This is a genomic window from Actinokineospora pegani (assembly GCF_009745975.1).
In the GTDB taxonomy this organism is placed as follows: domain Bacteria; phylum Actinomycetota; class Actinomycetes; order Mycobacteriales; family Pseudonocardiaceae; genus Actinokineospora; species Actinokineospora pegani.
Genome location: NZ_WHOL01000050.1, coordinates 28856 through 53321, shown reverse-complemented (window position 1 = coordinate 53321; position 24466 = coordinate 28856). Strand labels below are relative to the sequence as shown.

General features: G+C 74.0%; 22 protein-coding genes. 15 read left to right on the top strand and 7 right to left on the bottom strand.

From position 1 onward, the window contains the following. The 5 genes from ispG to GCL84_RS05080 form a co-directional block, all read left to right on the top strand. Positions 1-1108: flavodoxin-dependent (E)-4-hydroxy-3-methylbut-2-enyl-diphosphate synthase (gene ispG, locus GCL84_RS05100; RefSeq protein ID WP_156754177.1), on the top strand; the 1108-nt coding region annotated here is incomplete at its 5' end. A gap of 71 nt (positions 1109-1179) precedes the next feature. Beyond that, positions 1180-2037: a GNAT family N-acetyltransferase gene (locus GCL84_RS05095; RefSeq protein WP_197523027.1), complete on the top strand. Its 858-nt coding sequence runs from the start codon at positions 1180-1182 to the stop codon at positions 2035-2037. Between the two features lie 55 nt (positions 2038-2092). Next, positions 2093-3889, top strand: a complete 1797-nt coding sequence (locus GCL84_RS05090) for a penicillin-binding transpeptidase domain-containing protein (protein ID WP_156754176.1) — start codon at positions 2093-2095, stop codon at positions 3887-3889. A 24-nt stretch (positions 3890-3913) separates the two neighbouring features. Next, a complete protein-coding gene (gene map, locus GCL84_RS05085; RefSeq protein WP_156754175.1) occupies positions 3914-4768 on the top strand; it encodes a type I methionyl aminopeptidase in 855 nt (284 codons plus the stop codon). A gap of 700 nt (positions 4769-5468) precedes the next feature. Continuing rightward, the gene (locus tag GCL84_RS05080; RefSeq protein ID WP_156754174.1) at positions 5469-6998 is read left to right on the top strand and encodes a cobyric acid synthase; all 1530 of its coding nucleotides are present in this window, start codon (positions 5469-5471) and stop codon (positions 6996-6998) included. Positions 6999-7004: 6 nt separating this feature from the next. On the opposite strand, the gene GCL84_RS05075 is transcribed toward GCL84_RS05080, so the two are convergent. After that, positions 7005-7682 (bottom strand): FadR/GntR family transcriptional regulator, encoded by a 678-nt coding sequence (locus GCL84_RS05075; protein ID WP_156754173.1) that lies wholly within the window; start codon positions 7680-7682, stop codon positions 7005-7007. 48 nt (positions 7683-7730) lie between these two features. On the opposite strand from GCL84_RS05075, the gene GCL84_RS05070 reads away from it, so the two are divergent. After that, entirely contained in the window at positions 7731-9011 is a 1281-nt protein-coding gene (locus GCL84_RS05070; RefSeq protein WP_328618757.1) for an MFS transporter, read from the top strand. A 21-nt stretch (positions 9012-9032) separates the two neighbouring features. Here the strand turns inward: GCL84_RS05070 and GCL84_RS05065 are convergent, their stop codons facing one another. Beyond that, positions 9033-10433, bottom strand: coding sequence for a mycothione reductase (locus GCL84_RS05065; RefSeq protein WP_156754172.1), 1401 nt, complete (start codon positions 10431-10433; stop codon positions 9033-9035). A gap of 40 nt (positions 10434-10473) precedes the next feature. Beyond that, positions 10474-11010 carry a YbhB/YbcL family Raf kinase inhibitor-like protein gene (locus GCL84_RS05060; RefSeq protein ID WP_156754171.1) on the bottom strand — a complete coding sequence of 179 codons (537 nt, stop codon included), beginning with the start codon at positions 11008-11010 and terminating at the stop codon, positions 10474-10476. A gap of 169 nt (positions 11011-11179) precedes the next feature. On the opposite strand from GCL84_RS05060, the gene GCL84_RS05055 reads away from it, so the two are divergent. Continuing rightward, positions 11180-12268 carry a M48 family metallopeptidase gene (locus GCL84_RS05055; protein ID WP_156754170.1) on the top strand — a complete coding sequence of 363 codons (1089 nt, stop codon included), beginning with the start codon at positions 11180-11182 and terminating at the stop codon, positions 12266-12268. Between the two features lie 63 nt (positions 12269-12331). Here the strand turns inward: GCL84_RS05055 and GCL84_RS05050 are convergent, their stop codons facing one another. Continuing rightward, complete coding sequence (locus GCL84_RS05050; RefSeq protein ID WP_235926003.1) at positions 12332-13204, bottom strand: M15 family metallopeptidase; 873 nt, start codon at positions 13202-13204, stop codon at positions 12332-12334. Positions 13205-13326: 122 nt separating this feature from the next. On the opposite strand from GCL84_RS05050, the gene GCL84_RS05045 reads away from it, so the two are divergent. Both GCL84_RS05045 and GCL84_RS05040 read left to right on the top strand, forming a co-directional pair. After that, complete coding sequence (locus tag GCL84_RS05045) at positions 13327-14112, top strand: S1 family peptidase (protein ID WP_156754169.1); 786 nt, start codon at positions 13327-13329, stop codon at positions 14110-14112. A gap of 13 nt (positions 14113-14125) precedes the next feature. Then, complete coding sequence (locus GCL84_RS05040; RefSeq protein ID WP_235926002.1) at positions 14126-14593, top strand: GNAT family N-acetyltransferase; 468 nt, start codon at positions 14126-14128, stop codon at positions 14591-14593. Positions 14594-14729: 136 nt separating this feature from the next. Here GCL84_RS05040 and GCL84_RS05035 read toward each other — a convergent pair whose 3' ends face one another. Both GCL84_RS05035 and GCL84_RS05030 read right to left on the bottom strand, forming a co-directional pair. Then, a complete protein-coding gene (locus tag GCL84_RS05035) occupies positions 14730-15539 on the bottom strand; it encodes a class I SAM-dependent methyltransferase (RefSeq protein WP_156754168.1) in 810 nt (269 codons plus the stop codon). A gap of 14 nt (positions 15540-15553) precedes the next feature. Then, the gene (locus GCL84_RS05030; RefSeq protein ID WP_156754167.1) at positions 15554-16714 is read right to left on the bottom strand and encodes an 8-amino-7-oxononanoate synthase; all 1161 of its coding nucleotides are present in this window, start codon (positions 16712-16714) and stop codon (positions 15554-15556) included. Between the two features lie 62 nt (positions 16715-16776). Between GCL84_RS05030 and GCL84_RS30560 the strand changes: the two genes are divergently transcribed. The 5 genes from GCL84_RS30560 (at position 16777) to GCL84_RS05005 (ending at position 22333) form a co-directional block, all read left to right on the top strand. After that, positions 16777-17784, top strand: coding sequence for an SAM-dependent methyltransferase (locus GCL84_RS30560; RefSeq protein ID WP_156754166.1), 1008 nt, complete (start codon positions 16777-16779; stop codon positions 17782-17784). Positions 17785-18095: 311 nt separating this feature from the next. Continuing rightward, positions 18096-19283, top strand: a complete 1188-nt coding sequence (locus tag GCL84_RS05020; RefSeq protein ID WP_156754165.1) for a bifunctional cobalt-precorrin-7 (C(5))-methyltransferase/cobalt-precorrin-6B (C(15))-methyltransferase — start codon at positions 18096-18098, stop codon at positions 19281-19283. Between the two features lie 216 nt (positions 19284-19499). Then, positions 19500-20282 carry a S1 family peptidase gene (locus tag GCL84_RS05015; RefSeq protein ID WP_156754164.1) on the top strand — a complete coding sequence of 261 codons (783 nt, stop codon included), beginning with the start codon at positions 19500-19502 and terminating at the stop codon, positions 20280-20282. A gap of 258 nt (positions 20283-20540) precedes the next feature. After that, on the top strand, positions 20541-21386 hold the full coding sequence (locus GCL84_RS05010; RefSeq protein WP_156754163.1) for an esterase: 846 nt from the start codon (positions 20541-20543) through the stop codon (positions 21384-21386). Between the two features lie 47 nt (positions 21387-21433). Beyond that, the gene (locus tag GCL84_RS05005) at positions 21434-22333 is read left to right on the top strand and encodes a hypothetical protein (RefSeq protein WP_156754162.1); all 900 of its coding nucleotides are present in this window, start codon (positions 21434-21436) and stop codon (positions 22331-22333) included. Positions 22334-22400: 67 nt separating this feature from the next. Here GCL84_RS05005 and GCL84_RS05000 read toward each other — a convergent pair whose 3' ends face one another. Next, positions 22401-22616: a hypothetical protein gene (locus GCL84_RS05000; protein ID WP_156754161.1), complete on the bottom strand. Its 216-nt coding sequence runs from the start codon at positions 22614-22616 to the stop codon at positions 22401-22403. 359 nt (positions 22617-22975) lie between these two features. On the opposite strand from GCL84_RS05000, the gene GCL84_RS04995 reads away from it, so the two are divergent. Continuing rightward, positions 22976-24445, top strand: a complete 1470-nt coding sequence (locus tag GCL84_RS04995; protein WP_156754160.1) for a DEAD/DEAH box helicase — start codon at positions 22976-22978, stop codon at positions 24443-24445. Positions 24446-24466 lie beyond the last annotated feature (21 nt).

The following is a 24466-nucleotide window of genomic DNA, read 5'->3' as shown; positions in this document are numbered from 1 at the left end:
GCGCCGCAAGACCCGGCAGTTGCAGGTCGGGACGGTGGGTGTCGGTTCGGACCACCCGATCTCGGTGCAGTCGATGACGACGACCTTGACCTCGGATGTCAACGCCACGTTGCAGCAGATCGCGGAGTTGACCGCGGCGGGCTGCGACATCGTCCGGGTGGCCTGCCCGTCCGCCGACGACGCCGAGGCGCTGCCCGCGATCGCGGCCAAGTCGCAGATCCCGGTGATCGCCGACATCCACTTCCAGCCCAAGTACGTCTTCGCCGCGATCGAGGCCGGGTGCGCGGCGGTGCGGGTGAACCCGGGCAACATCCGCAAGTTCGACGACCAGGTCAAACAGATCGCCCACGCGGCCCGCGACCACCGCACCCCCATCCGGATCGGGGTCAACGCCGGGTCGCTGGACCCCCGCCTGCTGGCCAAGCACGGCAAGGCCACCCCGGAAGCGTTGGCCGAGTCGGCACTGTGGGAGGCGTCGCTGTTCGCCGAGCACGACTTCCACGACATCAAGATCTCGGTCAAGCACAACGACCCCGTGGTCATGGTCCGGGCGTATGAGATCCTCGCCGAGCAGTGCGACTACCCGCTGCACCTGGGCGTCACCGAGGCCGGACCCGCCTTCCAGGGCACCATCAAGTCCGCGGTCGCCTTCGGCGCGCTGCTGCGCCAGGGCATCGGCGACACCATCCGGGTGTCGCTGTCGGCCCCACCGGTCGAGGAGATCAAGGTCGGCACGCAGATCCTGCAATCGCTGAACCTGCGCCCACGCAAGCTCGAGATCGTCTCCTGCCCGTCCTGCGGCCGCGCCCAGGTCGACGTCTACACCCTCGCCGAGCAGGTCACCGCAGGCCTGGAGGGCATGGAGGTCCCACTGCGCGTCGCGGTCATGGGCTGCGTCGTCAACGGCCCCGGCGAGGCCCGCGAAGCCGACCTCGGCGTCGCCTCCGGCAACGGCAAAGGCCAGATCTTCGTCAAGGGCGAGGTCATCAAGACCGTCCCCGAACACCAGATCGTCGAGACCCTCATCGAAGAGGCCATGCGCATCGCCGAGGAGATGGGCGAGCCCGTCGACGGCGAGACCGGCGCCCCCACCGTCAGCGTGAGCTGATCAGGTCCAGGCGCCTGCGCCGAACGGGTTCCCCGATGTCGGCCACGGCGTTTGTCTGGCAATCTTGAAGGGTGTTGCGGCTGGCAGGAGCGAGGCTGCTCGACGAGCGCGACGGGCAGGCCGTGCGGGCGGTGCTGACCGGCGACCCGGTGGCGAGCTGCATGGTCGCGTCCAGGATCGAGTCCGTGGGGTTGGACCCCTGGCGGCTCGGGGGCGAGGTGTGGGGCTGCGACCCGCGCGGGCTGCGCGGCGGCGGTCGGCTCGACGCGCTGTGCTTCGCCGGGCCGAACATGATCCCGTTGCGTGGCAAGCGCGCGGCGCTGCGGGCCTTCGCCGACCGGGCGTTGCGGCGGCGGCGGATGTGCTCGTCGATGGTGGGGCCCGCTGAGCAGGTCATGGGGTTGTGGGCGGAGCTGGAGAGCGACTGGGGGCCTGCCCGCGAGGTGCGCGCCGACCAGCCGCTGATGGCCATCTCGGACGCGCCCAGGGTCGCCGCCGACCCGCGGGTGCGGCCGGTGCGGCCCGAGGAGCTCGACCGGTACCTGCCCGCCGCCGTGGCGATGTTCATCGAGGAGGTGGGCATCGACCCCCGGCTCGGCGACGGCGGGGCCGGGTACCGGGCGCGGGTGGCCGAGCTGATCGCCGGGGGGCGGGCGTTCGCCCGGTTCGAGGGTGGCGACGTGGTGTTCAAGGCCGAGATCGGGGCCATGTCCCGCGCCGTCGGCCAGATCCAGGGGGTGTGGGTGCACCCGGACCGCCGGGGCCAGGGGCACGCGGCCGGGGGGACCGCCGCGGTCGTGGAGCGGCTGGTCACCACCATGGGCCGCACGGCCAGCCTCTACGTCAACGGCTACAACACCCCGGCCCGCGCGGTCTACGACCGGATCGGTTTCCAGCAGGTCGGCCAGTACGCCACCGTGCTGTTCTGACCCGCGTGGCCGGGACCCCGCACCCGGGCGGGGCGAACCGGGCATACTCGCGACCGTGCGCGCCCCAACCCGCAGGCTCTCCGCCCTGTTCGCCGTCGTCGCCCTGGTGCTCCCCGGCTGTGGTCTGGTCGACTCCGACAACGGCCCGGAGCAGTCGGCCGAGCAGTTCCTGGCCGCCTTCGCCGGGGGCGACTCCGCCACCGCGGCGGACAAGACCGACTCCCCGGAGTCGGCGAAGGCGCTGATGGACAAGGTGCGCGGCGCGCTCAAGCCCTCGACGGTCATCGCGCAGGTCGAGAAGGTCGACACCACCGCGTCGGGCGCCCGCGCCAGCTTCCGCGTCACCTGGGACCTCGGCCGCGCCCGCACCTGGGCCTACGACGGGTCGTTCGAGCTGGTCGGCTCCGGCGACGACTGGAAGGTCCGCTGGTCGCCGTCGGTGCTGCACCCGAAGCTGAGCGCGCAGCAGTCGCTGGCCGTGCGGGACGCCGACCCGAGCCTGGCCCCCGTCCTCGACCGGGACGGCACCGCGGTGCTGGCCCCGGAGCGGGTCATCTCGGTGCTGTTCGAGCAGTCCAAGGCAGGTGAGCAGGCCCCGGCGACGATCGAGGCGCTGGCGGGCGCGCTGAGCGGCATCGACCCGGCGATCACCGTCCAGTCGATCACCGACGGGGCCAAGGCCGCGGGCGGGGCCTACCAGGTGGTGGCGCTGCGCGACGCGGACTACCAGAAGGTCAAGGCCGCGATCTACGAGCTGCCCGGGGTGCGGTTCACCGCCGAGTCCCGGCTGCTCGCCGTCGACCGCGCCCTGGCCCCCACGCTGCTGCCCGCCATCCGCAAGGTCATCGAGGACCGGGTCAAGGGCAAGTCCGGCTACCGGGTCTTCACCGTCGACAGCGCGGGCAACGAGGACGAGGTGCTGTTCGAGAAGCCCGCCGAGTCGGCCGAGGCGGTCACCGTGGCGCTGAGCGCGAAGATCCAGCAGGCCGCGCAGGCCGCCATCGCGGGCGAGGCCACCCCGTCGATGATCGTCGCCATCCAGCCCTCGTCCGGCGACATCCTCGCCGTGGCGCAGAACGCCCCGGCCGACGCCCAGGGCCAGCTCGCGCTGACCGGCCGCTACCCGCCCGGCTCCACCTTCAAGATCGTCACCGCCGCGCAGGCGCTGGCGGCGGGCTCGGTCACCCCCGAGACCCCGGTGGGCTGCCCGGCCAGCATCGTCGTCAACGGCCGCGAGATCCCCAACAGCGACCGCTTCGACAAGGGCGTCATCCCGCTGCGCAGCGCCTTCGCGTTCTCCTGCAACACCACCTTCGCCGAGCTGTCCAAGGGCATGGGCGCGGGCGACCTGACGGCCATGGCCAAGCGGTTCGGCATCGGCGTGGACTACGTCGTGCCCGGCGTGACGACGATCACCGGGTCGGTGCCGCAGGCCAGTGACGTCAACCAGCGCGCGGAGGACAGCTTCGGCCAGGGCAAGGTCGTGGCCAGCCCGTTCGGCATGGCCGTGGCCACCGCCACCGCGGCGTCCGGGTCGGTGCCCAAGCCGGTGCTCATCCGCGGCGCCGAGACCAAGGTCGACCAGGCGCCCGAGCCGGTGCCCGCCGCCGTGCTCGACGGGGTGCGGCTGATGATGGCCGAGGTCGTCACCGGCGGTACCGCGGGCGTGCTGGCCCAGTACGGCGACGTGCGCGGCAAGACCGGCACCGCCCAGTTCGGCGACGGCACCCGCTCGCACGGCTGGTTCGTCGGCTACCGGGGCGACCTGGCGTTCGCCGTGCTGCTCACCGACGTCGGCCAGTCCGGCACGGCGGTCGCGGCCACCGGCCGGTTCCTCGCCGCCACCGGCTGAGGGCGGGGTCGTAGGCTGGTCGGCATGTCCCGTGCCGTCCTGACCCCGGGTGTCCAGACTCCGCGCCGCGCCGTGCCGTCCTCGATCGTGCGGCCGGAGTACGTGGACAAGCCCGCGCCGCGCAAGAACACCGACCCGCACGTGCAGCCGCCGGAGGTCGTCGAGGCGATGCGCGTCGCCGGGCGGCTCGCCGCGCGCGCGTTGCGGGCGGGCGGCGAGGCGGTCAAGCCCGGCGCCACCACCGACGACGTCGACGCCGTGGTGCACGAGTTCCTGCTCGACCACCAGGCCTACCCGTCCACCCTGGGCTACCGGCGCTTCCCCAAGTCGTGCTGCGTCTCGCTCAACGAGGTCGTCTGCCACGGCATCCCGGACTCGACGCCGATCGAGGACGGCGACATCGTCAACATCGACGTCACCGCCTACATCGGCGGCGTGCACGGCGACACCAACGCCACCTTCCTCGCGGGCGAGGTCGCCGAGGAGAACCGGCTGCTGGTCGAGCGCACCCACGAGGCCACCATGCGCGCGATCAAGGCCGTGCGGCCCGGCCGCCAGCTCAACGTCATCGGCCGGGTCATCGAGTCCTACGCCAAGCGCTTCGGCTACGGCGTCGTGCGCGAGTTCACCGGCCACGGCATCGGCCGCTCGTTCCACAGCGGGCTGGTGATCCTGCACTACGAGAACGCCGACGACACGACCGAGATCGAGCCGGGCATGACCTTCACCATCGAGCCGATGATCACCCTCGGCACGGCCGAGTGGGACATGTGGGCCGACGACTGGACGGTCACCACCAAGGACAAGTCCTGGACCGCCCAGTTCGAGCACACGATCCTGGTGACCGACTCCGGCGCGGAGATCCTCACCCTCCCCTGAGCTGGGCCAGCACCCCCAGCACGGCGTGCGCGACGGGCTCCGGCCNCACGCCAGGTGGTGGGCGCCCAGGTCCCACGCGGGCCAGCCCGCCGCCCGCGCGGCCAGCAGCGCCTGGCCGTCCGACAGCGCGACGTAGCCGGTCGGGCCGGTCCACGGCACGGTCGGCCTGGCCTCCTTGAGGTAGGCCAGCGGCACCTCCGGCAGCTCCGCGGTGATCTCCGCGCGCAGCACCGGGTCCTCGACCATCGCCGCCAGCGGCTCGCCCCACCGCCCGCCCGCCCGCGCCGCCGCCGCGTACCGCTCGGGGTCGAGCTCGCGCACGCTGCGCCCGGGGGTCGGCAGCTCCGCGTCGAGGTAGACCAGGGCGCTGACGTCGAGCTCCTCGAGCTCGTCGGCGAACGCGGGCAGCAGCGGCCCGGCCCCGCCGTGCCCGATGAGGGCGAGCGGGCCCCGCACCTCGGCGTCGGACACCGCGTCGGCGAACGCGCCGACCAGCCGCTGGTGCACCGGGGCCTCCGCCACGCTGGGCAGCAGGTCGAGCAGGACCGGGGGGTGGCCGAGCGCGGTCAGCGCGTCCGCGAGCGGCCGCAGCGTCGCCGGGCCGAGGTAGGGCGAGTGCACCAGGACGGCGGTGACCGATGCGCGGGACATGACGGGGATGATGGCAGCCCAGTCCGACACGACGGAGGCGGAGGCTGCGATGACCGGATCACTGCTGGTCGCGGGCACGACCTCGGACGCGGGCAAGAGCGTCCTGGTCGCGGGCCTGTGCCGGTGGCTGGCCAGGCGCGGGGTCCGGGTGGCGCCGTTCAAGGCCCAGAACATGTCCAACAACTCCGCGGTCACCCCCGACGGCGGCGAGATCGGCCGCGCCCAGGCCCTGCAGGCGGCGGCGTGCGGCCTGGAGCCGTCGGTGCGGTTCAACCCGGTGCTGCTCAAGCCCGGCTCCGACCGCACCTCGCAGGTCGTGCTGCTGGGCAAGCCGGTGGGGGTGACCAGCGCCCAGTCGTACCGCTCGCTCAAGGCGGGGCTGCTGGAGACCGTGCTGGACACCCTGACCGGGCTGCGCGCCGACTACGAGGTGGTCATCTGCGAGGGCGCGGGGTCGCCGACCGAGATCAACCTGCGCGCGACCGACATCGCGAACATGGGCCTGGCCCGGGCGGCGGGCCTGCCGGTGCTCGTGGTCGGCGACATCGACCGGGGCGGGGTGTTCGCGCACCTGTTCGGCACGCTGGCCCTGCTCGACGCCGCCGACCAGGCCCTGGTGGCCGGGTTCGTGGTCAACAAGTTCCGCGGCGACCCGGCGCTGCTGGCCCCGGGGTTGGACCAGCTCAGGGCGTTGACCGGTCGCCCGGTCCTCGGCGTGCTGCCGTGGCGCGAGGAGCTGTGGATCGACGCCGAGGACTCGCTGTCCTACACCGCCGACGGCGTGGTCGGCAGGCCCGAGCCGCCGCTGGGGGAGCAGTGGCTGCGCGTCGCCGTGGTCCGGCTGCCCCGGGTCTCCAACGCCACCGACGTGGAGGCGCTGGCCGTCGAGCCGGGCGTGTCGGTCCGCTTCGTCACCGAGCCCTCCCGGCTGGCCGACGCCGACCTGGTGGTGCTGCCCGGCTCCAAGGCCACCGTCGCCGACCTGGCCTGGCTGCGCGAGACCGGTCTCGCCGACGCCGTCCGCGCGCACGCCGCCGCGGGTTTGCCCGTCCTCGGCGTCTGCGGGGGCTTCCAGATGCTCGGCAGGCGGATCGTCGACGAGGTGGAGTCGGGTGCGGGCGAGGTCGCGGGCCTGGGCCTGCTCGACCTCGACGTGGAGTTCGCCCGCGCCAAGACCCTGGCCCGGCCGACCGGGACCGCCTTCGGTCAGCGGGCCAGTGGGTACGAGATCCACCACGGCCGGGTCACCCGCTCGGCGCACCCGGGCCTGGTGGTCCTGCCCGACGGGGCGGAGGAGGGGGCTGTCTCCGGCTCGACCATGGGGACGCACTGGCACGGGCTCCTGGAGGACGACGCGGTCCGCCGGGGGTTCCTGGCCCACGTCGCCCACCTGGCGGGCCGCACCGGGTTCGAGCCCGCCCCGGGCACCTCGTTCGCGGGCGCCCGCGCCGCCCAGCTCGACCTGCTGGGCGACCTGGTGGCCGACCACCTCGACACCGGCGCCCTGCTGCGCCTGATCGAGTCGGGCGCGCCCGCGGGCCTGCCGTTCGTCCCGCCCGGCGCCCCGGCCGGGCGGTGAGACCGGTCAGCCCGCGGAGTCGAGCTGGGCGATGAGCTCGTCGAGGAAGCCGCCCGCCTCCTTGGCGGCCTTGTCGGTGTCGCCCGCCCTGATCGCCGCGAGCAGGCCGCCGTGGTCGATGGCCGCGGTCGCGGGCGCGGCGGTGACCGTGCTGGCGACCGAGGCGCGGACGATCTCGGTGAGGCCCTGGTACAGCTCGGTGAGCAGCGGGTTGTGCGAGCAGCGCACGACGGCGATGTGGAACGCGGCGTCCTCGTCGACGCCGCTGGCGAAGTCCTGGGCCGCCATCGACCGGTCCCGCGCGCCGAGCAGGTCGTCGAGCTCGGCGAGGTCGGCGTCGGTGCGGTTCTGGGCGGCCATGCGCGCGCCCTCGACCTCCAGGATGCGGCGGACCTGCAGCACGTCGCGCAGCTCCGCCCCGGCCAGCCTGCGCACCGCCCCGGAGAACTCGCTGGTGGCGCGCACGAACGTGCCGTCGCCCTGGCGGACCTCCAGCAGGCCGGCGTGGGACAGGGCGCGCACCGCCTCGCGGACGGTGTTGCGGCCCACGCCCAGGGCGGCGACCAGCTCGGGCTCGGTCGGGATGCGTTCGCCGACCTTCCACTCGCCGCCGGTGATGGCCGAGCGCATCTGGTCGATCACCTGGTCGACGAGACCGGATCGCCGGGTAGTGGCCAACGGCACAGCGCCATCCTCTCAGTCAAACATCCTACGTTCGTCATACTCGTCCCCATGACGGACCAGCGCCGCCCGCGGTCGGGCTCGGGCGAGGTGTTCGTCGCGGATGTCCAGGGTGTCACGTCCACCATGGCGCACCAGGGCCGTTCAGTCCGCACCAGGACGTCCGGACGTCGCAACACCGCGTTGGCGGGCACGCCGCTGCTGATCGCCGGGGTGGCCCTCGCCGCGGCCAACCTGCGCCCGGCGGTGACCAGCCTGGCCTCGGTGCTCGACGAAGTCCGGGTGTCGGTCGGCGCGGGTCAGGCGTGGGCGGGCCTGCTCACCGCGGTGCCCGCCGTCTGCTTCGGCGTCGCGGGCATCCTCGCGCCGCGGCTCAACCGGGCGGTGGGCACGGCCCGCGCGGTCGGTATCGCGATGGCGGTGCTCACCGCGGGCCTGCTGCTGCGCGTGGTCGACGGCCCCGCGGTCGTCCTCGGCGGCACGCTGGTCGCCTGCGCGGGCATCGCCGTGGGCAACGTGCTGATCCCCGTCGTGATCAAGGCCGCGTTCCCGCACCGGGTCGGCCTGATCACCGGCGTCTACACCGCGGCCCTGGCCGCGGGCGGCGGGATCGGCGCGGCCGCCACCCCCGTGCTGGAGGCCGCGCTGGGCGGCTGGCGGGCCGCGCTGGCCGCGTGGGCGCTGCTCGCGGCGGGGGCGCTGCTGCTGTGGTCGCTCGCCGCCAGGCACACCGCCGCCGAGGCCGCGGGCCCGGCCGTCGCACGCCGGTCGCTGTGGGGCAGCGGGCTGGCCTGGTGGGTCACCGCGTTCTTCGGCCTGCAAGCACTGGTCGCCTACGTCGTCATGGGCTGGCTGCCCGAGCTGTTCGTCTCCGCGGGCCTCGAGCGCGGCCAGGCCGGGCTGATGCTCGCGGTCGCCAGCATGGTCGGCGTCCCGGTCAGCATGCTCGTCCCGCCCGCCGCCGCCCGCGCCGGGCAGCAGTCCACCTGGATCGCGGGCCTGACCCTGGCCGGGATGGCGGGCGCGCTCGGGCTGTGGCTGGCCCCGGCCGCCGCGCCGCTGCTGTGGTCGGTGCTGGTCGGGCTGGGCATGGCCGTGTTCTCGCTGGCGATCATGCTCATCTCGCTGCGCACCGCCACCCCCGCCGACACCGCGTCGCTCTCGGCGATGGCGCAGAGCGTCGGCTACCTGATCGGCGCGGCCGGACCGTTCCTGTTCGGCTACCTGCACGCCGCCACCGGGAGCTGGACCGCCTCGATGCTGCTGGTCCTGCTGGTGCTGCTCGGCCAACTGGTGGCGGGCTGGGTGGCGGGCAGGCCCAGGTACGTCTGACCGGGGCCTGGCCGCCACCGGTCAGTCCAGGGGCAGGTTGAGCAGCGCGTTCTCCACCAGCTCCGGCATGCCGGGGTGGATCCAGTACTGGCCCCTGGCCATCTCCCGCGCGCCCAGGCCGAAGCTCATCGCCTGGATCAGCGGCTGGATCAGCGACGGCGCCTGCGGGCCGATGATGTGCGCGCCGATGAGCTGCCCGGTGGCCGGGTCGGCGAGCACCTTGGCGAAGCCGGTGGCGTCCTCCATCGCCCAGCCGTAGGCGATGTTCGCGTAGTCCTCCGTCGCGGTCACGAACGCGCGGCCCTGCGCGCGGGCCTGCTGCTCGGTCAGGCCGACCGAGGCGATCTGCGGGCTGGTGAACACCGCGTGCGGGACGAACCGGTGGTCGGCCGCGCGCTGGTCGTCGGGGTTGAGCAGGTTGTGCTGGACGACGCGGGCCTCGTGGTTGGCCACGTGCTTGAGCTCCCACGGCGAGCTGATGTCACCCAGCGCCCACACGCCCTCGGCGGTGGTGCGCTGGAACTCGTCGACCACGACGTGGCCGGAGGCGGCGACCTCGATGCCCGCCTTGGCCACCTCGAGCTGGTCGGAGTTGGGCACCCGGCCCACCGCCAGCAGCAGCACCTCGGCCTCGACCACGTCGCCGTTGTCCAGCTCCAGGCGCTTGACCTGGCCGTCGCCGCTGACGCGGGCGACCGTGCGGCCGAGCCGCACGTCCCAGCGCCGCTGGGCCAGCTCGGTGAACCGGGCGCTGATGTCGGTGTCCTCGTGGCGCAGCAGCCGGTCGCCGCGCACCACGAGCGTGACCTCGACGCCGAAGGCGGAGAACACGTGCGCGAACTCGGCGGCGATGAACCCGCCGCCGACGATGGCCATGCGCGCGGGCAGCTCGTCGAGCCGCATCACCGTGTCGCTGGTGTGGAACTCGACCCCGGCCAGGCCCGGCCAGTCCGGGACGGCCGCGCGGCCCCCGGCGGCGAGCACGATCCGGTCGGCGGTGACGGTCCGCGCCGCGCCGCCGTCGGTGGGGGTGACCTCCAGCTCGCGCTCGCCGGTGAACCGCGCGTCGCCCTCGAGGACGGTGACGTGGGAGTTGTCGCCGTGGTGGAGCCGGTACTCGCGCCCGCCCGCGGCGATGGGGTCGATCCGGCCGAAGACCCGGTCGCGGATGTCGGTCCACCGGACGGCGTCGAGCGTCTCGTCCACCCCCAGGCGCGAGGACAGCGACGGCGTGCGCGCGGTGTCGGCGGCGTGGACGAACATCTTCGTCGGGATGCACCCGACGTTGAGGCAGGTCCCGCCGAACACCCCGCGCTCCACGATCGCCACCTTCAGGCCCGCGAACCGCGGGTCGAGCAGCGAGTTGCCGGAACCGGTCCCGATGATCACCAGATCGAAGTGCACGTCGTCATCCAACCCCATCGACCGGTCCCGGCATTCCCCCGATCGTCGGCGCGGTGGGTCAGTGCCGGTAGGTCGGGGTCAGCACCGCCCGGCCCAGCGTGTGGAAGGCCAGGTTGAAGCTGACCACGGCCGGGCTGGCCGAGCCGTCGACGTCGAGGGCCTCCACGTCCACCGCGTGCACGACGAAGTAGTAGCGGTGGTCCTGGTCGCCCTCCGGCGGCGCGGCCCCGGCGTAGGCGTGCGCGCCCATGTCGTTGCGCACGTGGAACGCGCCCTGGGGCAGCGTCGCGTCGCTGTCGCCCGCGCCGGTGACCAGCGAGCCGGTGCCGAGCGGGATGTTCACCGCGACCCAGTGCCAGAAGCCGCCGGGGATCGGGGCGTCGGGGTCGAAGCAGGTGACCACGAAGCTCTTGGTGCCCTCGGGGGCGCCGCTCCAGCTCAGCGCGGGGGAGGAGTTGGCGCCGCCCGCGGAGTCGTGCACGTGCTTGCGGTCGAGCTTCTCGCCGTCGCGCACGTCGTCGGAGGTGACGGTGAACGAGGCCGCGGCGGGCAGCAGCTCGTACGGGTCGGGCGCGACCGGGCGGTCGAGGCTCATGCGGGATTCCCTCTTTCTTCTCCTGCGGTTGTCCTGGCCGAATCTAGTCGCGGTGGCCCGCCCCCGCTCAGGGTCTTCCCTGAGAAGACCCTGGGGTTGTGGGCAAACCGGCCCGCCCGCGCCGCATCGGGCCTACTGTGGTCGGCAAAGGCAAGGGAGGGCCAGGAACATGACGGACAACGAGGTCTCGCAGGGCACGACGCGGGTGCGCTTCGCGCGCATCAGCCCGCGCGCCTACGAGCACCCCGCCGACCGGGGGGCCATGGCCACGCTGCGCGCGGTGCCCGGGGTGTCGGACGTGCTGAAGGGGGTCGCCGGGCTGTTCTCCGAACGCGGCGAGCGGCTCATGGCGCTGGCTTCGGCGATCCGGGTCGGGGAGCGGCAGTACCCGAAGATCGAGCAGTTGCGCCAGGAGAGCGCCCAGATCCTCGACCTCGACGTGGTGCCGAAGATCTACGTGCAGCGCAGCCCGGTGGCCAACGCCATGGCGGTCGGCATCGACGAGCCGTTCATCGTGCTCAACACCGCGCTGGTCGAGGCGCTGGACACCGAGTCGCTGCGGTTCGTCATCGGGCACGAGATGGGCCACATCCTGTCCGGGCACGCGGTGCTGAGCACGCTGCTGCAGCGCCTGCTGCACATCCAGGGCGCGGTCAGCTTCATCCCGGCTGGCGCGCTGGGCCTGCGCGCGGTCATCGCCGCGCTCAGGGAGTGGTACCGCAAGGCCGAGCTGACCTCCGACCGCGCGGGCCTGCTCGTCTCGCAGGACCCGGCCGCGGCGCTGCGCACGCACATCTACCTCGCGGGCGGCACCGACCTGACCCAGATCGACATCCCGTCGTTCCTGGAGCAGGCCAGCGAGTACGAGGGCACCGAGGACCTGCGCGACAGCATCCACAAGTTCCGCAACGTGGAGTCGATGACGCACCCGCTGGCCGTCGTCCGCGCCGCGCAGTTGCAGCGCTGGGCCGCCTCGGAGGACTACCGGAACATCCTCGCGGGCGACTACCAGCGCCGCGACGAGGACACGCCCACGTCGAACTTCAGCGACGACCTGCGCTCGGCGGCGAAGTCCTACAAGGACGGCTTCACCAACTCCACCGACCCGCTGGTCAAGATCCTCAACGACGTCGGCTCCGGCCTCAGCGGCGCCGCGGGCAAGGTCTTCCGCGGCTTCGGTGGCAACGGCGGTGCTGGTGGCTCTGGCGGCGCTGGTGGCGCTGGTGGCTCTTCGGAGCAGCCCACCGGCCAGCAGTAGCCAGCACGCACGCATCGGGACCCAGTGGGGGCCGCGCCGGACCGGGCGCGGCCCCCACCGGCGTCACCGGTGGAGCGCGGAGAAGTGCTGGATGTCCAACGGCGACGACCACTCCCCGCCCCAGGACCACCCGATCGCGGCGAACGCCCGCACCGCGGTGTCCCCGGCGAGCACCATCCCGGGCCGCTCCCAGGCCCGGTCCACATAGGACGAAGCGAGCTCCGGCAGCACCAGGTCGCCCTTCACGTACGGGTTGCAGAAGGGGTTCACATCGATGGCCAACCCGTAGGCGTGCGCCGACCACGACGACAGCCCGGTCCCCCTGCGGCACACGAAGGCCCCGGTGTTGTTGCCGTCGCCGGTCGGCGCGAGGTCGAGCTCGGCAGGCGCGGTCACCCGCATCTCCTCGATCGGGAACCGCGCGGCGTGCAGCTCGCCGAACACCCGTGCCACCCCGGCCGCGGCCGAGGCGTTGACGATCATCTCGCCGGTGTGCGCCCTGCCGTCGAACCCCCAGAACGACATCGTCAGGTAGCGCAGCTCGTCGCGGCCCACCGGGCAGGCGGCGGACCACGTGCTCCTGGCCAGGACGTCGGCGGGCACCGGCGACACCGTGGACGCGTACTCGCCGCCCGCGGGAGGGGGCAGCAGGTCCCGGGTCGGCAGCGCCCGGTCGGCCAGGACCGGCGGGGTGGGCAGCACCTGGCCGAAGCCGTCGGGGCGCAGCGGCAGCGGCGTCGCGCCGACGACCCAGGGCGGCGCGGCGGTGGGAGCGGGTGAACTCGGCGCGGCGCCCGCGGTGGGCGAAGCGGGCGCGGCCGTCGGCGTCCCGGTGGTCGACGCGGGCGGCTGCGCGGCGGCTTTCTGCTGCTCAGGCGTGGTGCAACCGGCCAGGGTCGCGGCGGTCAGCACGGCGGTGAGGACGAGGCGGCGCACGGCCCCAGCATGCACCACCCCGAAGGACCACCCGGTCGGGCGACAACTTGCGGCGTCCACCCGGGGCCCAGCCGACCTAGGCTGCTACAGACCGTTGCTCAGCCTCACGCTCGGGAGTCGGAATGCGCACCAGTCCGGTTGGCGCCCTGCGCCGCGCGCCCAGCATCGCGGTCTTGGCCGCGGTCGTCGTCGCCACGGCGGCGGCCCTGACCGGGCCGTTCAGCGCGAAGGCCGGGGAGCAGGTCATCGGCGGGGCGCGGGTGAGCATCGCCGACCACCAGTACATGGTGTTCCTGGCCTCGACCGACGGCCGCCAGTTCTGCGGCGGCACCCTGGTCGGCGCGGACAAGGTGGTCACCGCCGCGCACTGCGCCGTCGCCAAGCCCCCGGAGGACGTGCGGGTGGTGGCCAGCCGCGAGGACAAGCTGACCGCTGACGGCGTTGTCGCCCAGATCGAGCGCGTCTGGGTGCACCCGGAGTTCACCAGCGTCACCGCGGGCAACGACGTGGCCGTGCTCACCCTCGACCGGCCGCTGTCGAACCCGCCCATCGAGCTGGCGACCGACCCCTCGGCCTACGCCGCGGGCGCGCCCGCGACCGTGCTGGGCTGGGGGCGCACCGCCGAGGGCGGCTCCGGGTCGCGCTACCTGCTCGGCGCCGAGGTCCCGGTGGTGGCCGACACCGAGTGCTCCACGGCCTACGCCGACTACGCCGCCACCTCCATGGTCTGCGCGGGCCTGCCCGAGGGCGGCGTGGACACCTGCCAGGGCGACTCCGGCGGACCGATGATCGTCGCGGGCAGGCTGGCGGGCGTCGCCTCCTGGGGCGAGGGCTGCGCGCAGCCGGGCAGGCCCGGCGTCTACGCCAGGATCGCGACGCTGGCCGACCTCATCCGCGCCCAGATGTGATATCCACACCCGTGTGACCACACCGTCCGCGCTGCGCTCGGTGGCAGGCCCCGACCTGTCGGCCGCCGAGCTGCACGCCCTGCTCAAGCTCCGCACCGACGTGTTCATCGTCGAGCAGAAGTGCCCCTACCCCGAGATCGACGGCCGAGACCTCGACCCCACCACCCAGCACCTGTGGTGGCAGCCCGCCCAGCACCCCCTGGCCTACCTGCGCGTCCTGGGCGCCCCGGGCACGACCCGCCGCATCGGCCGCGTGTGCACCGCCGCCGCGGCCAGGGGCAACGGCCTGGGCGCGCTCCTGATGCGCGCCGCCCTGGACGTCGTCGGCCCGGACCCCAGCGAGCTGGACGCGCAGACCTACGCCCAGGCCTTCTACGAGCGCTTCGACTACACCGCCCAGGGCGCCCCCTACGACGACGACGGGATCATGCACATCCACATGACCCGGCCTGGGCCGGGTTTTGGGAGTCCCGTTCGATGAGAGTCGTGATCGGGGTGGCTTCTGGCGGTGCGGGGTGGAGGTGCCGGTACCGGTGTTGTACCGGTGCCTTCGCCCCGTGCCGCCAGGGGCCGCATCCGGCGCGACTATCGCGAACACGGGGCTTTCGAAACCCGGTCTAGTTCTTGACCGCGATGAGCGTGTAGCTGGCGGCCAGCCGGTCGGGCTGCTCGCGCAGCCGCCACTCGCCGGTCTCGGCGTCGAGGTCCATCTGCCCCGGGATCGCCTCGTACGGGACGCTGTCGTGCTCCACCAGCGTGGTCAGCCGCAAGCCGTGGTCCGCCAGCGCCGTCACGGTCTCGCCGAGGCCGTGGTTCCACGACGCCGACCGGGTGTTGGTGAACTCGATGTCGGTCGCGACGTAGGTGCCCTGCTCGTCGAACACCACCGGCTCGGCGCGCTCGAAGTACGGGTGGGCCACCGTGGGCGGGTCCTGCGTCTCGTCCAGCGCCCACAGCATGGGGTGCGTCTCGCGCAGGAACAGCCGCCCGCCCGGTCGCAGCACCCCGGCCCACCGCTCGACCGACGGCAGCCAGCACAGCGCCCCGACGCCGGTGTAGACCAGGTCGTACCCGCCCACGTCGAGCACGTCGAGCGCGGCGTGCACGTCGCTGTGGTGGTAGTCGATCTCCGCGCCGGTCTCGGCGGCCAGCCCGCGCGCCAGGGCCAGGGCCGCGCCGGAGAAGTCCAGCCCGCTCATCCGCGCGCCCAGCCGCGACAGCGACAGCGTGTCGGTGCCGAGGTGGCACTGCAGGTGCACCCCGCGCAGACCGGTGAGGTCGCCGAGCCGCTCGCGGTCGAAGCGGACCACGCCGCTGAGGAAGCCGGGGTCGGCGCGGAAGCGGTCGAGGGCGTAGTCCGGGGAGGCGGCGTGCGCGGGAGCGCGCTCGTCCCAGTTGGCGAGGTTGAGGTCGAGGTAGTCGCTCACCACCCGATCATCCCTCACGGGGCGGTCTTGGTGATGACCTCGACGGCGCGGTCGATATCGGACTCGGTGAGGTCTGCCCGCGCGGTCAGGCGCAGCCGCGAGGTCGAGTCGGGGACCGACGGCGGGCGGAAGCAGCCCACCCACACCCCGGCCGCGCGGCAGTCCTCCGACCAGCGCAGCGCCGCGTCCGCGCTCGGCGCGGGCACGGACACGACCGCCGAGGCGGGGGAGCTGACCGTGAGCCCGGCCTCGCGCAGCCGCACCGCCAGGGTCATCGCGTTGGTCAGCACCCGCTCGGCGCGTTCGGGCTCCTCCTTGAGCGTCGTCAGCGCGCTCAGCGCCGCCGCGGCGCTGCTCGGGGCCAGGCCGGTGTCGAAGATGAAGCTGCGCGCGTTGTCCACCAGGTGCTTGATCACCCGGCGCGGGCCGAGGACGGCCCCGCCCTGCGCGCCGAGCGACTTCGACAGCGTCACCGTGGTCACCACGTCCGGCTCGCCCGACAGCCCGGCCGCGTGCACCGCGCCCCGGCCGCCCTCGCCGAGCACGCCGAGGCCGTGCGCGTCGTCGACGATGAGCGCGGCGCCGTGCCCGCGGCAGGCCGCGTGCAGCTCGGGCAGCGGGGCGAGGTCGCCGTCGACGCTGAACACCGAGTCGGTGACGTAGACGGCGCGGTCGGTGCGCTTGCTCGCCAGCGCGCGGGTGGCGGCGGCGACGTCGCTGTGCCCGACGACGGCCAGTTCGGCGCGGGAGAGCCTGCACCCGTCGATGAGCGAGGCGTGGATGTTGGCGTCGGTGACGATGGAGCAGTTCTTGCCGGTCAGCGCGGTGACGACAGCCAGGTTCGCGGTGTAGCCGGAGGAGAACACCAGCGCCGCCTGGGTGCCGCAGAACCGGGCCAGCTCGAACTCCAGCTCGCTGTGCAGCTCGGTGCTGCCGGTGACCAGCCGCGACCCGGTCGACCCCGTCCCCCAGCGCAGCGCGGCCGCCGCGGCGGCCCCGCCGACGCGCTTGTCCCTGGCCAGGCCGAGGTAGTCGTTGCCCGCCAGGTCCAGCAGGTCCTGCTCCGGGCGCCGCGGGCGGAGCTGCCGCGTCAGCCCGGCCCGCTTGCGGTCCTCGGCGTGCGCGTCCAGCCAGTCGAGCGCCGCCGCGCCCGGGTGGGGTGCCTCCTGGTTCACGCCTGCGAGTCTGACACCGGGCCGGTCACCGGCCGCCACCCGGGCGGCGATACCGTCAGCCCATGCGTGGCGTGGTGAGTTTCGTCGGAGCGGGGCCGGGGGCGGCCGACCTGATCACCTTGCGCGGGGCGGCCAGGATCGCCTCCGCCGACGTGGTCCTCTACTCCCCGGCCCTGGTCGACCCGGCCTGGCTGCGCGAGCACACCCGCGCCGACGCCGACCTGGTCGACAACGCCCGGCTCACCGCCGCCGAGACCCAGGAGCTCTACCGCCGCGTGGGCAGCAGGCTCGGCAGCATCGCCTGCCTGGTCCCCGGCGACCCGGCCCTGACCCCGGACCTGCGCGACCAGCGCGAGGCCTGCGAGAAGCTGGGCCTGGACGTCGAGGTGGTCCCCGGCGTCTCCCCGGTCTCGGCGACCGCGGCGGCCACCGGCACCACGCTCGTCGAGCCGGGTGCGGACACCCTGGTCGTCGTCGAGGGCGTGGAGGGGGTCCGCGCCCTGGCCACCGCCGCGCGCACCCTGGTCGTGCACGCCCCGGCCGCCCGCGCCGCCGACCTGGCCGAGGCCCTGCTCGCCGCGGGCCTCGACGCCGACCTGCCGGTGACGGTGTCGTACAAGGTGAGCTGGCCCTCGGAGACCGTGCTGCGCACGACCATCGCCGACCTCGCCGCGGACGTCAAACGCGCCAACCTCTGGCGCAACGCCCACTTCCTCATCGGCGACACCGCCCGCACCGCCACCCCCCGCCCCGGCTACCGCCCCGCCCCCCGCGCGGACGACACGTCGGACGCCCCCGCCCGCTGGACCGCCCGGGCCCGCCGCTCCCGCCCCGACGGCGAGCCTGCCCGCCGCTGGACCCGGGCCGCTGTCGAGGCCACCCCGGAACCCGGCACCGTGGCCACCGCGGCCAAGGCGCAGACCCCCGAGCCCACCCCCGAGCCCGCGGCCGAGCCCCAGCCCGTCGAGCAGCCGGAGCCCGCGCCCAAGCCCAAGCCCGACCCGAAGCCCGCGGCCAAGAAGCCCGCCCGCAGCCGAGCCTCGACCAGGCGCACCGCCCGCAAGTCCTGACCACCGCTCCGGCCCGTCGAGGGCCAGGCGGTTCGCGTCCCAACCCGCGCGCGGGCGGTCTCCTGTTTTCTGAGTCGGCCCCCGGAACCGGCGCCCGGACACCCGATCGGAAGATCATTCCGCCCTGGGGACCCCCGATTTCAACGTTACCGGGGCCCACCGACGGTTCCGGGTGCCGAAGCGGAGTTGTCCACAGCGCGGGCGGCGATCCCGGCCGTTCACCCGCACGACGCCCGACCACCCGATTCGTGATCTTCTCCGGCCCTGCTCCCGCTGGTCACGCCAGACCCCGGCGTGGTCGAATACCGCGCATGACGGTGACGGTGATCGGCTTGGACCGGCAGGGGCTGCCGCCGGGGGCCGGGTCGGTGCTGGCGCAGGCGCGGCTCGTCGTGGGGCCCAAACACCAGCTCGACCGGCACGTGACGCCGGACAAGGAAACCCTCGACAGCTCTGGTGGGCTGCCCATCGACGAGGTCGCCCACGCGGTGGGGCCGACGGTGCTGCTGGTCAGCGGGGACCCGGGCCACTTCGGCGACCTGCGGGCGTTGCGGGCGCGCAAGCTCGACGTGATCGTCTGGCCGACGGTCACCGACGTGCAGCGGATGGCCGCGTTGGTCCGCAGGCCGTGGGACGACATCACCGTGGTCAGCGGGCGCGGGCGGGACTTCCAGCAGGCCGTCAACGTGTGCCGGGCGCGCCAGGCCGTCGCCGTGCTCACCGCCCCCGGCGCCGGGCCCGCGGAACTGGCCCGTGAGCTGCACGGGTGGCGGCGCAACATCGCGGTGCTCGAACAGGTCGGCACACCGGCCGAGCGACTGTCCATCTTGGACGTCACCGAAGCGGAGCGGCGGTCTTGGCAGGAGCCGAACCTGGTGCTGTGCCTGGCCTCCCTCGACGGGATCGGTGACGATAGCTGGTTCTCCGGCGGGCCGGTGGTGCCGCCCGTCGACGGGTGGGCGCTGGACGAGAGCGCGTTCGCCACCCGCTCCGGGGTGGGCATCGCCCCGCAGGTGCGCGCGCTGGCGCTGGCGAAGCTTGCACCCCGGCCGGGCGCCCTCGTCTGGGACGTGTGCGCGGGCTCCGGCGCGATCGGCATCGAGTCGGCCCTGCTCGGCGCCGCGGTGATCGCCGTGGAGGCCGATTCCGGCCTGTGCGTGCGGATCGTGGCCAACGCGGGCGCGCACGGCGTCGACGTGCGGCTGGCCGACGGCGAGCCGAGCCGGGTGGTGCCGACGCTGCCGCGGCCGGACGCGGTGTTCGTCGGGTCGTCGGCGCCGGAGGTCGTGCGGGCGTGCGCGGGCGCCGGGGCGGCCCGGGTGGTCGTGCTGGTGCCGGAGCTGGACCGGTTGGGGGCCACCCGGCGCGCGCTGGCCGACGCCGGGTACGCGGTGGGCGGCTGCCAGTTGTCGGTCGCGGACCTCGTCGAGCTGCCCGGTGACGGCATCGGGGTGGCCCCCGCGAGCTCCACGTTCCTGCTCTGGGGCGTGCGCGCCTGACGGTGCCGGTGACCACCGGTTGGACGGGTCCTCGTGAATTCCATCCGAAAGTCGGGTGTAGTAGGAAAACCAACCCCGCAGGTCGAGGCGCATTTCCCCACTGCTTCACCCGTTCGGATCACTCCTTTCGCAGGTGGTGTGCGGTCGCGGGCTGCCGGTAGCCATGACTCAACGGCCGGGAACCCTGTCCCGGCTACCGGCAGAAGGAGATCGCTCATGGCGCAGGCAAGGCGGTTCGTCCGCTTGGTCGGGGTTGCCGCAGCGCTGTTCGCGGCGGGCGCCGCGACGGTGTCGACCGCGCAGGCCGACCCGGTGGCCCCCTACATCGTCGGCGGGGACGCGGCGGACATCGCCGACTTCCCGTTCACCGTCGCGCTCACCACGTCCGACGGCTTCCAGTTCTGCGGCGGCTCGCTGGCCGAGGCCGACAAGGTCATCACCGCGGCGCACTGCGTCGAGGGCACCCCCGCCGCCGAGGTGCGGGTCGTGTCGGGCAGGACCGACCTGACCGCCGCGGGTGGTGAGACCGCGGACGTCACCGACATCTGGGTGCACCCGGACTACTCCGACCCGGACATCAGCGCCGACGTCGCCGTGCTGACCCTCGACACCGACCTGTCCGCCACCCCGATCGCGGTCGCGGGCCCCGCCGACGAGGACCTGTACTCGACGGGCACCACCAGCACCGTGCTGGGCTGGGGTGCCACCTCCGAGGGCGGCTCGACCTCCGACACCCTGCTCAAGGTCGAGGTCCCCATCGTCTCCGACGACGACTGCGCCACCGCCTACAGCTCCAACTACATCAGCGACTCGATGGTCTGCGCGGGCGTGCCCGACGGCGGCCTCGACTCCTGCCAGGGCGACTCCGGCGGCCCGCTGGTCGCGGGCGGCAAGCTGATCGGCGCCGTGTCGTGGGGCGAGGGCTGCGCCCGCCCCGGCAAGTACGGCGTCTACACCCGGCTGTCGGCCTTCTCCGCCGACATCCAGGCCCAGTTCTGAGCCGGGCCACCACAGGCGGGCCCGGGATGAGCGCACCGCTCCTCCCGGGCCCGTCCCCGCGCTCCGGACACCCGTTGCCGCACGGTGATTTCCCGCCGCACTGGTCATGATCACGCAAAAACCGCGGGCCCGGTTGTGCGCCCTTGAGCCGTCGTCACCCGTACGGCCGCTGGGGTGTGGGCTTTTGCCCGCGATGGCCCTAGGGTCGTCACCCGCCCCATAAGATCACCGCCAGGGCACGTGACGAGCGGAGAAGTTGTGAACGCTGCGCGAGACGGACGGCTCTCCCGACGGGCCGCGCTGCTCGGCGGCATCGGCCTCGGCGCCGCTGCCGTGGCAGGCTGCCAGCGTGAGCCCGGCGCCGGTTCCGCCGCTCAGCAGTTACTCGCCAGCCAGGCCGCGGCGCCCACCTCGGTCCAGCCGGTGATCACCGAGCGCAAGCTCTCGACCGCCCGCTACCGCGAGGTCGACTGCGTGATCATCCGCCCGGCCAACGTCCCCGCCGCGCCGATGCCGGTGTGCTTCGCGCTGCACGACCGCCTGCGCGGGGCCAAGAGCTTCCTGTCGCTGGGCCTGCCGCAGATGCTCACCGACCTCATCGACGCCGGGCACACCCCCTTCGCCGTCGCCGCCGTCGACGGCGGCAACTGGGTCGGCTACAAGGACGACGACCCGCAGCGCATGCTCTCCGAGGACCTGCCCGACTGGCTGGACCGCCAGGACCTGGCCGCCACCCCCTTCGCCGCCATCGGCCTCGGCGAGGGCGGCGCGGGCGCGCTGAACCTGGTCCGCGGCTTGAGCTTCTCCGCGGTCGCGGCGATCAGCCCGACCCTGTTCGACACCTGGCCGGACGCCAAGCGCAGCGAGATCTACGGCACCCGCGAGCAGTGGGAGGCCATCGAGCCGCTGCGCCACCCCGCCGAGTACTCGGGCATGCCCGTGGGCCTGTGGTGCGGCAGCGGCGACCGCGATTACCTGGGCACCACCAAGAAGTTCGCCCAGGCGACCGGGGCCAAGGCGGTCCACGGGCCGGGCGGGCACACCGAGGAGTACCAGCGCCAAGCGCTGCCCGACGCGCTCCGATTCGTCGCCGAGTACCTGTAGCCTGCCCGGGCGGCGCCCGCCGCCTGGCACACTGGGGAAGCACACCGATGACCGACATCCACGGGGAGCCGCTGCGCCTGGGCATCGTGCCCCTGCGCCCGCTCGTCCTGTCCGACCTCGTCACCGGAGCCTGGCAGGCCGTCCGGCGCAACCCCGGCCCGCTGCTGCTGTTGCCGCTGGCCGTGATCGCGGTGGCCCAGGCCCTGGCCTGGCTGCTGATCGTGCTCGTCCTCGGCGAGTACCCGGAGCTGACCTTCGCCACCCCGCCCGTCGAACCGGGCACCGACCCCGCCGTGCTCGACCGGTTCTGGGAGGAGCTGCGGCTGCTCGGCATCGCCGGGGGGCTGCAACTCGTCGTCATCGCCCTGCTGGGCATGGTGGCCACGGCCGTGGTCAACGTCGTCGTGCCGCGCGCGGTGTTCGGCCACACCACCAGCACCGGCGAGGCGGTGCGCCCCGCACTGGCCGCGGTACCGCGCCTGCTCGGCACAACCGCCCTGACCGCGCTGCTGCTCGGGCTCCCGTTCGCGGTCGTGGCCGCCCTCGTGCTCGTGCTCGGCCCGGTCGGCGTTCTGCTCGTGCTGGTCGCCGGACCGCTGATGCTCTACCTGAGCATCGCCCTGACGTTCGCCCAAGCCGTGGTCGTGGTCGAGGACGCCTCCCCGGTGGCCGCCCTGCGCCGCTCGCGCGAGCTGGTGCACGCGGTCGGCTGGTGGCGGGCGCTGGGGGTCAGCATGCTCGTGTCCCTGTTCTTCAGCTTCGTGACCCTCATCGTGCAGACGCTGTTCGAGCAGGTCAGCGGCGGTGGTGTGCTCGCGGCCCTGTTGGCTTCGACGCTGGTGGGCGCGGTCAACATCGGCTTCGGCGCGTCCGTGCTCTGTCTGCTGTACGTCGACCACCGTGCCAGGTGGGAGGGCATCGAGGGCCTGTGGAACAAGGCGGGGTGACCGCGCGTTCTGCGGCGTGACGTTGGTGGGCGTTGTCACTACCGGTGTGGGCGCGGACTGGGCGCGCTCAGCCGACCGGGGCGGGTTCCTCGACGCCGTCGGGCTCCCGGTCCAGGCCGAGCATGGCCAGCAGCACCAGCCGGTCCTCGGCGTCGACGGCGTGCTCGGCCACGGTGCGGGCGGCCTTGACGCGCTGCGCGCTCATGTCATCCCTGGCGTCCGAGCGGGCCTGGTTGAACTCATCGGCGGCGCCGCGCGGCAGTCCGGTGTCGCTGACCGTCATGGCTGTCTCCAAAGCGGGTTGTCCGCGCCCACCCGGGCGCCGGGAATCGGTCGTGCTTGGGGGAGCCAGTCGGGTTCCGGGCGGGGTGGGAAACACCGCCGGTGGGCTCGGGCCGGACAGTACCCCACCGAGATCGCGCCCCCGACCGGCGTCCCGGCGGCCCGCGCCCGCCCTGCTCAGGCCGGTCCGCCGCCCCCCGCCCGACACTCCCGGTAGGATCGGAAGTCGGCGCCGGGCCACCACCGGTCCGCGCCGGAGTCGGTCCCCGCGCACCGCGGCCGGGCGACCGCGCGGGCGAGATGGCCCGCACCCCGCGCCGCGACGCCCCGCGACACCCCCCGATCTCCCGGAGAAGCCCCATGGCGGACACCCGCCCCAGCCCTGCCCAGCCCGGTTTCGCCGACCTCGGCGTGCCCACCGCGCTAGTGGCCGCCCTGGCCGCCGAGGGCGTTGCCGCGCCGTTCCCGATCCAGGCCGCGACCCTGCCGGACGCGCTGGCGGGCCGAGACGTGCTCGGCCGGGGCCGCACCGGGTCCGGCAAGACCTACGCGTTCCTCATCCCGGTGCTCGCCCGCCTCGCCGCGTCCGGCCGCGAGCGCGCCCCGGGCCGCCCGCGCGCGCTGATCCTGGCCCCCACCCGCGAGCTGGCCACCCAGATCCACGAGGCGGCCGCGCCGCTGGCCACGGCCCTGGGCCTGCGCACCACCACGATCTTCGGCGGCGTGCGCCCCGGTCCGCAGGTCAGCGCGCTCAAGGCCGGGGTGGACCTGCTGGTGGCCTGCCCCGGGCGCCTCGCCGACCACATCGCCACCCGGCACGCCCGCCTGGACCGGGTCGAGGTCAGCGTCCTCGACGAGGCCGACCACATGGCCGACCTGGGCTTCCTGCCCGCAGTGCGGCGCCTGCTCGACGACGTGCCCCCGAAGGGGCAGAAGCTGCTGTTCTCCGCGACCCTGGACAACGGCATCGACGTGCTGGTCCGCCGCTACCTGACCGACCCGGTGACGCACAGCGTCGACTCGGCCCGCTCCCCGGTGTCGGCGATGACCCACCACGTCTTGCACGTCGACCGCCCGAACCGGCTCCCGGTGCTGGTCGACCTGGCCTCGGCCCCCGGCCGCTCCCTGGTCTTCACCCGCACCCGCCGCGGCGCGACCCGGCTGGCCCGCCAGCTCAACGCCGCCGGTGTGCGCGCCGTGGAACTGCACGGCGACCTGGGCCAGAACGCCCGCACCCGCAACCTCACCGCCTTCGCCGACGGCTCCGCCCCCACCCTGGTGGCCACCGACATCGCCGCCCGCGGCATCCACGTCGACGACGTGACCCTGGTCATCCACGCCGACCCGCCGGTGGAGCACAAGGCCTACCTGCACCGCTCCGGCCGCACCGCCCGCGCGGGCGCCTCCGGCACCGTGGTCACCCTGATGACCGACGAACAGGTCGACGACGTCCGGGCGCTGACCCGCAAGGCGGGCATCACCCCGACCACCACCAAGGCGGGCCCCGGCCACCCCCTCCTGGCCCAACTGGCCCCAGGCGACCGCATCCTCACCGACACCACCGACCGCCCGTCGGCCACCCCGCCGCGCAAGCGCGCCCCCAAGGCCCGCGCGCCCAAGGCGGAGACCAGCCAGCCCCGCAAGCCCGCCGCCCAGTCCGCGTCAGCCCAGTCCCGATCCACCCAGCCCCGCACCGGACAATCCCGATCCACCCAGTCCGGCGGCAGGCCTGTCTCAGGCACCCCGCGCTCCGGCGCTTCGGGCGGGGGCGACCAGGGCCGTCGCCGCGCACCCCGCCGCGACCGCGGGCAGGGCCAACCCGGCCAGTGACCAGAGCAGTGCCCTCCCACC

Bases quoted from the DNA above. Each gene is read 5' to 3' on its own strand.
- GCL84_RS30560 (WP_156754166.1), top strand. From the start codon at position 16,777: ATGCGTGGCGTGGTGAGTTTCGTCGGAGCGGGGCCGGGGGCGGCCGAC.
- GCL84_RS05045 (WP_156754169.1), top strand. From the start codon at position 13,327: ATGCGCACCAGTCCGGTTGGCGCCCTGCGCCGCGCGCCCAGCATCGCG.
- GCL84_RS05020 (WP_156754165.1), top strand. From the start codon at position 18,096: ATGACGGTGACGGTGATCGGCTTGGACCGGCAGGGGCTGCCGCCGGGG.
- GCL84_RS05060 (WP_156754171.1), bottom strand. From the start codon at position 11,010: ATGAGCCTCGACCGCCCGGTCGCGCCCGACCCGTACGAGCTGCTGCCC.
- GCL84_RS05015 (WP_156754164.1), top strand. From the start codon at position 19,500: ATGGCGCAGGCAAGGCGGTTCGTCCGCTTGGTCGGGGTTGCCGCAGCG.
- GCL84_RS05005 (WP_156754162.1), top strand. From the start codon at position 21,434: ATGACCGACATCCACGGGGAGCCGCTGCGCCTGGGCATCGTGCCCCTG.
- GCL84_RS05055 (WP_156754170.1), top strand. From the start codon at position 11,180: ATGACGGACAACGAGGTCTCGCAGGGCACGACGCGGGTGCGCTTCGCG.
- GCL84_RS05000 (WP_156754161.1), bottom strand. From the start codon at position 22,616: ATGACGGTCAGCGACACCGGACTGCCGCGCGGCGCCGCCGATGAGTTC.
- map (WP_156754175.1), top strand. From the start codon at position 3,914: ATGTCCCGTGCCGTCCTGACCCCGGGTGTCCAGACTCCGCGCCGCGCC.
- GCL84_RS05070 (WP_328618757.1), top strand. From the start codon at position 7,731: ATGACGGACCAGCGCCGCCCGCGGTCGGGCTCGGGCGAGGTGTTCGTC.
- GCL84_RS05080 (WP_156754174.1), top strand. From the start codon at position 5,469: ATGACCGGATCACTGCTGGTCGCGGGCACGACCTCGGACGCGGGCAAG.
- GCL84_RS04995 (WP_156754160.1), top strand. From the start codon at position 22,976: ATGGCGGACACCCGCCCCAGCCCTGCCCAGCCCGGTTTCGCCGACCTC.
- GCL84_RS05065 (WP_156754172.1), bottom strand. From the start codon at position 10,433: ATGGGGTTGGATGACGACGTGCACTTCGATCTGGTGATCATCGGGACC.